Annotated in this window: 10 protein-coding genes; 3 read left to right on the plus strand and 7 right to left on the minus strand. The window is 47.6% G+C overall.

The window, feature by feature from the left end; all coding sequences use genetic code 11:
* The first annotated feature begins 41 nt into the window (after nucleotides 1–41).
* The gene (locus FJM67_RS11895) at nucleotides 42–980 is read left to right on the plus strand and encodes a DMT family transporter (RefSeq protein ID WP_140589564.1); all 939 of its coding nucleotides are present in this window, start codon (nucleotides 42–44) and stop codon (nucleotides 978–980) included.
* Here FJM67_RS11895 and FJM67_RS11900 read toward each other — a convergent pair.
* The gene (locus tag FJM67_RS11900) at nucleotides 969–1754 is read right to left on the minus strand and encodes a nickel/cobalt efflux transporter (RefSeq protein WP_140589565.1); all 786 of its coding nucleotides are present in this window, start codon (nucleotides 1752–1754) and stop codon (nucleotides 969–971) included. The two genes, FJM67_RS11895 and FJM67_RS11900, sit on opposite strands and share 12 nt — an antisense overlap.
* Nucleotides 1755–1885: 131 nt before the next feature.
* On the opposite strand from FJM67_RS11900, the gene rcnR reads away from it, so the two are divergent.
* A complete protein-coding gene (gene rcnR / locus FJM67_RS11905) occupies nucleotides 1886–2158 on the plus strand; it encodes a Ni(II)/Co(II)-binding transcriptional repressor RcnR (protein WP_140589567.1) in 273 nt (90 codons plus the stop codon).
* Nucleotides 2159–2283: 125 nt separating this feature from the next.
* Here the strand turns inward: rcnR and FJM67_RS11910 are convergent, their stop codons facing one another.
* The 6 genes from FJM67_RS11910 to FJM67_RS11935 all read right to left on the minus strand — a co-directional run bounded on the left by FJM67_RS11910 (nucleotide 2284) and on the right by FJM67_RS11935 (nucleotide 7916).
* Entirely contained in the window at nucleotides 2284–3117 is an 834-nt protein-coding gene (locus tag FJM67_RS11910) for a sugar phosphate isomerase/epimerase family protein (protein ID WP_140589569.1), read from the minus strand.
* The gene (locus FJM67_RS11915) at nucleotides 3114–4367 is read right to left on the minus strand and encodes an NAD(P)/FAD-dependent oxidoreductase (RefSeq protein ID WP_140589571.1); all 1254 of its coding nucleotides are present in this window, start codon (nucleotides 4365–4367) and stop codon (nucleotides 3114–3116) included. The genes FJM67_RS11910 and FJM67_RS11915 overlap by 4 nt, the downstream gene beginning before the upstream one ends.
* Complete coding sequence (locus FJM67_RS11920; RefSeq protein ID WP_235890046.1) at nucleotides 4364–4681, minus strand: MocE family 2Fe-2S type ferredoxin; 318 nt, start codon at nucleotides 4679–4681, stop codon at nucleotides 4364–4366. The genes FJM67_RS11915 and FJM67_RS11920 overlap by 4 nt, the downstream gene beginning before the upstream one ends.
* A 51-nt stretch (nucleotides 4682–4732) precedes the next feature.
* Nucleotides 4733–5806, minus strand: coding sequence for a fatty acid desaturase family protein (locus FJM67_RS11925; RefSeq protein WP_140589574.1), 1074 nt, complete (start codon nucleotides 5804–5806; stop codon nucleotides 4733–4735).
* Between the two features lie 168 nt (nucleotides 5807–5974).
* Complete coding sequence (locus FJM67_RS11930; protein WP_181161489.1) at nucleotides 5975–6787, minus strand: AraC family transcriptional regulator; 813 nt, start codon at nucleotides 6785–6787, stop codon at nucleotides 5975–5977.
* A gap of 1 nt (nucleotide 6788) precedes the next feature.
* Nucleotides 6789–7916: an ROK family transcriptional regulator gene (locus tag FJM67_RS11935; RefSeq protein ID WP_181161490.1), complete on the minus strand. Its 1128-nt coding sequence runs from the start codon at nucleotides 7914–7916 to the stop codon at nucleotides 6789–6791.
* 100 nt (nucleotides 7917–8016) lie between these two features.
* Between FJM67_RS11935 and FJM67_RS11940 the strand changes: the two genes are divergently transcribed.
* Nucleotides 8017–9282, plus strand: a complete 1266-nt coding sequence (locus tag FJM67_RS11940; RefSeq protein WP_140589579.1) for a YbiU family protein — start codon at nucleotides 8017–8019, stop codon at nucleotides 9280–9282.
* The last annotated feature ends 241 nt before the right edge of the window (nucleotides 9283–9523 follow it).

The following is a 9523-nucleotide window of genomic DNA, read 5'->3' on the forward strand; positions in this document are numbered from 1 at the left end:
TTTGTGCACTATATTACACAAATCAATAAGAGTGAACAGCTATGTTTCAAAACACAGTATTGCCATGGTTGGCCCGTTGGATAGGCCCTAAAACCGCTTTGCTTATGGTAACAGTGGTCTGGGGTGGGACGTTTGTGGTGGTGAAATTTGGTCTGACTTTAAGCTCTCCCATGTTTTTTGTGGCGTGCCGATTTCTTGTAGCCGCTTTGGCGATTGGGCTGTTGTCCTATCAGTCGCTAAAACGCACCACCAAAGCCGACTTAATAGCGGCCATGGCCATTGGTTTGTCCATTACTGGGGGCTACGGCGCACAGACTGTGGGTATGCAATACATTACTAGTAGTGAGTCGGCGTTTATTACGGCTCTGTATGTTCCTTTGGTGCCATTTATCTTGTTTCTGGTGTTCAAAAAGGTCCCCCATTACATGACCTGTATCGGTGCCTTGGTCGCATTTATGGGATTGGTAGTGTTATCTGGCGGCGGCTCCAGTTCTCAAACTATGAATATTGGTCACATCATCACGGCGCTCAGCACCATCGCGCTGGCGATTGAGATTATTTTAATTAGTCACTTTGCCCCCAACGTGAACCTTAAAAACGTCACGATCTTACAATTGTTCTTTGCAGCGGTGTTTGCCTTTATCTGCATGCCAATCGTCGGGGAAACAGAGCTTCCTGAGTTCTCTTGGGCGTTAGTGGGCATTATTGGCGGGTTGAGTATGGCCAGCGCCATTATTCAGCTCACCATGAACTGGGCACAACGCAGTGTGGATTCTTCTACTGCTGCCATTATTTATGCGGGTGAGCCTGTCTGGGCTGGCATCATTGGACGTATAGCGGGGGAGCGACTACCTGCGATGGCACTACTAGGCGGCGTATTGGTAGTGATTGGACTATTGCTTAGTGAACTTCGACCAAAGCGTAAAAAAGCCTTGATCGAAGCACCAGCAGAGCAAGTCAAAGACGCATTAGAAAAATAGTACGCTGGCTCCATGCCAGCACATGTAAACGCCGACAACACAGATCAGTGCGCCCGATAGATAGGGCGCACGGGTTGCAATGCTATTAAGCCCTGACCAGCGTTGCTGGGCTTTACGAGCGCCAATCGCAGCAATGACTCCGACCGATACTAATGTCAGAGCCAGTCCTATGCTGAAAGACAAAACCATGGTTGAACCAAGGGCTACTTCTTTCAATTGAAGACAGATCAAAAGCACTGTCACCGCGGCAGGGCATGGAATAAGCCCACCCGTTAGGCCAAAAATAAGGATCTGCAGGTTAGTGGCAGGTTTATTTTCAAAACGCTGTTTGATTTCCATTGCATGGGCACGCTCATGCTCATCAAAGTAGAGTTCTTCTGGCTCATGGCTATGATCGTGGTGGTCATGGTCATGGTCATGGTCATGATGATGATGTGCGTGACTGCGCTGAGTCCGCCAAATCATCCAGCTACCCATGATCAACACAATCCCTCCTGAGAGCAACTGAATCCATGGTTCAACATGGGTGGCGGTGAGTTGATTACTGACATATAAACCGCCTAAAGCAATCAACCAAACTACCAATGTATGTGAAATCGTCGCCGCCAATCCGAGCATAATGGCTTGTTTGACGGTGCCGTGAATCGCGACAATGAAAGCCGCCATCATAGTTTTTGAGTGGCCAGGCTCTAAGCCATGCAAAGCCCCCAACAGGATCGCGCTAGGGATATAGAGCCATGCATTGCCATTTTGTAGAAGTGAAACAAAGTCCATAGAAAAGTCTTTTAAAGTAAATGTTGAGAAAACTATACTCCCTCTTAGTATAAAATACTATGGGGGAGTATAATTATCCTGCTATCTTTGCCAGTACAATAGGCACTGTTCATTCATCAATAGGTTTGGCTATGTCGCATACGATAAAAGACAAAAAGAAGTTGCTTGCACGTGTTAGTAAGATCCAAGGCCAAATGAATGGTTTGAAAAAAATGCTAGAGGAAGACGGCGAATGTGAAGCCGTATTACAACAAGTGGCCGCAGTAAAAGGTGCGGTGAATGGCGTGATGCGCGAGCTGATTAAAGGGCATTTAGTAGAACACATCGCCGAGCAAGAAGATGCTCAAGAACGCGAACAGGACATGCAAGTCATCTTGAAAGTAATAGATTCTTACATTAAATAGCTGGTGTTTTAAAAAGCTTATAAAGCAAAGTTTACTGTACCTTTATAAGCTTATTATTCATTCTTGTGCGACTGCAAAAATGCTTTAAGAAGATGAAAGTCCTCCAGTTTCTGTGTATCCAGTCTTCAAGAAGTCACTTCCTGCCAGATCTCTTCCGCCATCTGCTTGAGGCGCAATGAGTCTTGCCAGCGATCGTTGATATCGTGGCCGTCTGCTCCGGTGATGGCGTAGGGACGTGTGCCCAGTTCACAGGTAAAGGACAGAGTGTCATTTTTGTTCGCACGTTCAAGCCAGTTTTGAAAGCCCCAACGCCACAGGGCGCGAAACGCCTCAACCCATACTTGGTGCTGCGGGAAGCCGAGTGGGATTTGCACTTGCTCGCGGCTGGCAACACGACCATGGTAGGCATGACAATGACGCATAATGCTTTGCAGTTGCTTGATTTCCTCATCGGCACCTTCATCAAAGGGGATTTCATAGCCGACCACATAATGGGAGAGATCCCCGAGCAGCTGTAAATTTGGCAGTTCTTTCAGGATTTCTAGGGTAAACAGCAGATCATTGGTTAAGCGGTAACGATGGGTTTCAATATAAACTGGCACATCAATTTGCTCCGCTAACCGTTGCCAGCCTTCCAATAGATCCATAGCTTGTTTGAGATCATGGGTGCGTACATTCGGTTGAATGGTCACATGGTGGGGGCGAAATTCTGCCGCCAGATCCAGCGTGGGTTGTAACGCGTCCACGCTGGTTGGGAAACATTGGCCCTCCATCGTTAGCCCATGGGCTTTTAATTCTCGTATCAGTGGCAGTACCTGCTGTCGTTGCATCATATGATCTGTGACACCATGAAAGCCGTGCGCTTTAATCTGTGCAATGGCGTCAGGCATAGGCAGTGTTTCACTGTTGGGCAGGATATTTTCCATTGCCCACATGGACTGCAATATAACTAAACTCATACGCACTCCTTAGCTCGCTTTAATAAGCTTTTAAGTGGCACGTTTACATCCCCCAAAGTGGTGATATCGACTATGCTGTTTTGGTTAATGAGGCGCTCGATGACCTTAATATCCTTGGCGACACTGTTGCCTAGGCCAATGGCACAGGCGCATAGAATTCGTTGTTGTGAATCCAGTTCAATATACAGGCGTGTTTGCTCATCGTAACGACGCTCTATCTTAGTAACCGGATTAATCGATAAGCCAACAGATTGAAGTCCTAAATCGTATTGATCGGACCAAAACCAAGGGGCTTGCACATATTGAACGGCGCCTCCCAACATGTTGAGGGCAGCAACTTCCGCCTGTTCTTGGGCACAACGCCATGATTCCAGTCGCACTTGAGTGCCATAACGGGAGAGCAGAAAGTTACAGACATCCCCAGCAGCGAAGATATCGGGGTGGGAAGTTTGCATTGCAGCATCTACTTGTATGCCATTTTCAAGGGCCAAACCTGCGTGGTTGGCTAAGTGAATATTTGGCTCTGCACCAATGCCTACCACCAGCCAGTCGGCTTTTAGGCTGGTTTGTCCAGCAAGGTCGATTTCAACCTCATTGTTGAGCCGAATATCTTCAATCTGACAGTTTAAGCGGATATCTACACCGTGCTCTGCATGGGACTGCGCCAACACTTCTGCGATGGGGGCGGGTACGGCACGTTGTAGAATACGTGCTTGAGACTCAAGGACAGTGACTTTTAAGCCCTTGCTGCGAAGACTGGCCGCAAGCTCTAAACCAATAAATCCTGCACCGACTAAGACCACATGTTGTCCCGCTGAGGCTTGATTACGAATACGCTGACAGTCAGCAGCGCTTCGCAATGAAAACAGTAAAGGGTGTTGATCCAAGCCCTTTTGTTGCAGCAAAGGCAATGTCCGTGCTTTGGCACCGGTGGCGATCAGTAACTTATCAAACCCGAACAGCTTACCATTCGTTAAGCGTATTTGTTTCGTCTCCGCTAACAGCGCTTCTACACAGGTATCACTATGATAGTGAATCGAAAGCTGTGCTAACTCCTCTGCAGAAATGATCAACTTGCGTGAGAACGCGTCATCCAATAAGGCGTTTTTTGAAAGCGGTGGGCGTTCGTAAGGCAAGCCTTGCTCACCTTCAAACAGGTGAATCGCAATTTCCGAATTATGTTGACGTAGGGTACGGGCGGCTCTAACGCCCGCTTCCCCTGCGCCAATGATGATCATTGTCTGACTCATGGCGCTACCTCAATGTAGATGGTGTCGTTTTCTACTTTTGTCGCAAAGGTTTTTAAATGCTCGCATACTGGCGCCCCTTGGGCTTGGCCATTTTTATAGTTAAAGCGGCCATTGTGTTTCGGGCATTCAATGATGTCATCCATCACTAAACCATCTGCAAGATGAATACGTTCATGGGTACACAGTCCGCTGGTGGCAAACACATTGCCTTCCGGACAACGGTAAATGGCATAGGTGTGACCCGCGTGATCAAACGGCACCACATCTTCTTCGTCAATTTCATCTAGGGCGCAAACTTCGATCCAATTCGACATAATAGTCTCCCTTATTATTGTAATAGTACGTGTCTATTGAGTTGTAAGTGGTTAAGCGGTTTGAGCCGCCATGGTCGTGGTTTCAGTATCAGCTGTTGGTGTCTGAGGTAGCTCGCGACGTACATAGTGTTCAGGGTCTTTTCGCTGTTGCCACATGGCTGCTACTACTTCTTTGAATGCCGACCAAGTGCTGTGGTATACCGGTGGGCAATCTTCCTTCATTAATTGATGCAATGCCGGTAGCTGGTGATAGGGCACCATCGGAAACATGTGATGCTCGATGTGGTAATTCATGTTCCAGTACAAGAAACGAAACACCGGATTCATATAAATAGTGCGGCAGTTTTGACGATGATCGAGCACATTTTCCGCGAGACCAGCATGCTGAGTTAGGCCAAAGACATAGGCTAACCAAACACCAGCCATAGCGGGAAGAGGGCCAATGATCAGTGCTAAATACCATGATTGAAACCCTACCGCTAAGCCAATACTCAACCCATAAAGCGCTAGCATGATACGTGCGGTCCGAAATACGGAATTGTGCTCCATCTCAGGAATAAAGCTCTGCTCATCCGGGGACAAACGTCCGCTTGCATGACGCACGAGACTTTTTAAGGTGCCCCACGTTTGTGGCAGTCCAACCATGGCTAAGATATGGCGTAATACTCGCGTTGGACGATGTCCCATTATTTCATAGTCTCGTCCAACGATAATTGTATCGGTGTGATGACGGGCATGACTCCACTTCCATACCTTGGGCTCACGTATCACCATAAAGCTGGCAAGGTAATACACACTGTTGTTCATCCATGGGGTTTTAAACGCAGTACCATGACTGCATTCGTGCCAACGGGAATCGGACGCCGTGCCGTATAGCAAGGCGTAGCATAGGAACACAGGAACTGCCCAAAATGTTCCCCATGTCAGATACAGTGCCGCAGCGAATGAGACGAGGCAGAGCAACCAAATCGCCGTGTCGCGAATGGCGGGGCCATCCGAACGCTTCATCAGCGCCTTCATCGTTTTACGTGGAATATCGGTTTGATACCAAGTGGCGGATGCCAGGCCTTGTTCTTGCGCAAGGCGGCTGGATGCGCCCGTTAAGCTGTAATCTCGCATAGTCATAATGGTCCTATGAATGATAATGGGCCAGCATATGGCCAATTTGTCGTTGTTATTTTTAGTATCGAAACGCCAACCTCAAAGGCAGTCATTGGCGAATCTCATAGGGAGATTGTCCTAAGAAACAGGCTTAAGGGTACATAGCTGATATTGATTAAAACCTATCTGAAATCACACAGGTTTAGAAATGCTATCGCGATATTGGCGGGGCGAGAGGTCGTGCCTTTGTTTAAATAAACGTGAAAAATGAAAGGGTGAGGCGAAGCCACATTGCTCTGAAATGAGTGTGATGGAGAGTGGGGTGTGGCGCAGTAGGCTTTCAGCACGGTCAAGTCTGAGGCGCCATAGATAACGCATTGGGGTCGTACCAACCGTCGCTTTGAATTGATTGATGAGGTGGTTGACGGAACAGTGACTGGCTGCGGCTAAATCCTCTAGCTGCAAGTTATCAGCCAGGCGATTTTGCATGCAGTGGATAGCATTACGAACAATACGAGAGGTAGGCTGCGGTCGACGCTGATCGGGCAGCTCTGCCATGTCGACATAATATTGCGCCAGAGTTTCGGCAAGTCTTAACAACACTGATTGATTGGCGAAATTTTGGGAGTTCGTGATGCCAAGTCCCACATTCATCAACTCTTCCACATCTTTGGGCATGGGCAGCGTCGCGGGCAGTTTGGCAAACACCTCTACAATGTCACTGGGACACTTATCAAAGTCTAATTGGCACCAAGCATGAATCGTTGGTTGCTCTTTGTGAAATTGATAGTGCTCTTGCCGTCCAGGTAGCATCAGCGCCATATGGCCCGGCAGCAAGCGGTGTTTCTTCCCATCGACCGTGATGTCAATGTGACCTGAAATCAAATAAACGAACTCGATGCCGCGCTGAATCCGTGGCCCCAAACTGCTGTCTGCGGGGTATTTTACATAACCAAAATACGTTTCGCTAAACAGGCCACCCAGTGAAATAGTCGGTTGAATCATGCTACACAGCATCCTTTACTTGGATCATGTTATAGAAGCCTAAAAGCGACGAAGCGGATAGTTCGTCTAACAAACCGAGTGAAATCAATGCCAATGCATGAGCAGCATGAGCGGTACCATGAAGAGACGCTGCTTCAGGGCTGTAACTTGTTTTGATGGACGTGTTGGGTAAGAAAGCCTGAGCTGTTGTGATCAGGGTCTGGTTAAAACACTCATTTTGAGACAGCTCACCTCCCAAAACAATCGTCTGCGGTGCAGTGATCTCACATACTGAGCGCAGCGCTTTAACAATGTCCGCGAGGTCACTTTGATGAACCTGCTCGGGCTGGTTTTTTGCCAATTCGTAAAAGGCTTCAGTGTAGACACTCTCGAGCAAATTCTGACCGTTGTGAAGGGTTAGGTAGCCGATCTCGCCGGCCATACCGTTGTGGCCACGTATCAATGTTTGATCAAAATACAAACCACAGCCGATGCCTCGCCCCATAAAGACGTAGAGAAAATTATTTAACCCGGTCGTTTGTTGCTCGTGTAATGTGGCCCAATTCACATCGTTATCGATGGTTAATGAGCATTGAAATTTTGATGTCAGCAGTTCAATAAAATCAATATGTTGCGCGGTAGGAAAAGGCGAGTGGGGCATTGGTACAACACGGCCGGTACGAGGATGTACAGGGTCAGCAATGGATAGCCCGATCGCTAGCAACGATAAACCTGTTTGTTCAATTGTAGAGTGAATGAACTCGACTAAGTCATCAGAAAACTGTGCCACGGATCGTCCTTTAGGAAAGGCTTTGCTCTCAAGCAGGCGAATATTGCCTTGCAAGTCTGTTGCACAGAGTTGGCTGCGGTTTTCCTCTAGAACGATAGCAATGGAGATGCCACGATCTTTATTGACCTCATAAAGAACCGCAGGACGTTTTGAGGTCTGCGTATCTTTCACAGCGCATTCAGTAATCAATTCGCGAGCTAATAAACGTTGGGCCGATTCTGAAACAGTGGGCTTAGAAATGCCTGTTTGTGTGGCAATTGCCGCTCTGGATAAAGCCCTGTGTTCACGCAAACAGGCCACAAACGCACGATCCGTATTGACCGCCAAACTACTGGGTTTATGAGCTGAGTGTTTCGGCACAGAAGAATTCCTTTCAATAAATGACTTTACAAGATAGTGCTCTGAGATTAATCTGAATTAACAAGTTAGGAAACTTTACTTATTTAATTTGGAGGTCACAATGACAACAACAAACCATCTTTCAAAACACACTTTGCCAGAGGACGTCTCCCAGGCCATCATTGAGATGAAAGCGCAGTGGCGTGAATCAATTGGCGATGTACCTGAATTGATGGCGCAGATTGTTTCGGCGTTAGAAAAAGACATACAAGACATCGAAGCCACTCAAAAAGCGGGCAAAAGTGCTTGGCCTGAGGTCTCCTATCACGATATCGCCAATGGAATGGTTTCATCAGAGACCGTGGCGTTGATTAAGCGCCGTGGCTGTGTGGTGGTCAGAGAGCATTTCTCTTCAGAACAAGCAAAGCAATGGGATAGGGAGCTGGTGGAATATGTGGAGCGCAACGACTTTGACAACCAGTACCGCGGCCCAGGGGACGATTTCTTTGGTACGTTAAACGCATCACGACCTGAAATTTTTCCTATTTATTGGTCAAAACCACAGATGGAAGCGCGTCAAAGCGAGCGCATGCATCATGTGCAGTGCTTTCTCAACAGCTTTTGGAAAGTAGAGTCCGAAGGCAAACAGTGGTTTGATCCGAGCATCAATTATATTTACCCCGATCGTGTGCGCCGACGCCCACCGGGTACCACTTCAAATGGCTTAGGCCCCCATACGGATTCTGGCGCCTTGGAGCGTTGGTTATTGCCCGCTTATCAGAAAGTCTTTCGCCATATATTAAACGGAGATTTTCAAAAATATGATCCGTGGGATGCCGCTTATCGTCCTGATGTGGATGAGTACGTGGGAGGCACTACCAAATGCTCGGCGTTTAGAACTTTCCAAGGTTGGACGGCGCTGTGCAATATAAAACGTGATCAAGGGGTATTGTTCACGATTCCATTGCCAGCGGCCATGGCGTACCTCTTGATTCGTCCTTTGCTTGATGATGTTGCTGACGAGGCGTTGTGTGGTGTCGCGCCCCGTAAAGTCCTGCCGATTGATGAGCAATGGCACAGCCTTTTATTAAGGGCTAAAGCTTTGATTCCAGATCTTAACGCAGGGGACTCAGTGTGGTGGCACTGTGATTTGATTCATGGGGTGGACCCAGTCGAACATCAACAAGGCTGGGGCAATGTGATGTACATTCCGGCGGCACCAGGGTGTGAGAAAAACAGCCAGTATGCCAAACGGTGTGCTGACGATTTCAAAGCTGGTCGTTCACCGGATGACTTCCCCGAGGAGCATTATGAAACTACTTGGCAAGATCGTTTCCGGTGGGAAGATTTAACTGCGCTTGGTAGGCAGAATTTTGCAGCCGAATAGTAGTGTCATCCCACCTAAGAAAATGGGATGGACTCCCCCAATCCCAGCATCTTGTGCCATATTGAAGGCGAGATAATAAATTAAATAGCGGGAGTCCACCATGAAAAGTATGCGTATCGGCTTGGATTTAGCAAAAAATGTCTTTGAAGTGTTTGCTGTTGATCAGGATGAAAAAGTATTAATTAGGAAGACCATTAAACGCTCCAAAGTACTAGAATTCTTCATTCAACAAGAACCTTGT

Source organism: Maribrevibacterium harenarium (assembly GCF_006385675.1).
GTDB lineage: Bacteria > Pseudomonadota > Gammaproteobacteria > Pseudomonadales > Marinomonadaceae > Marinomonas > Marinomonas harenarium.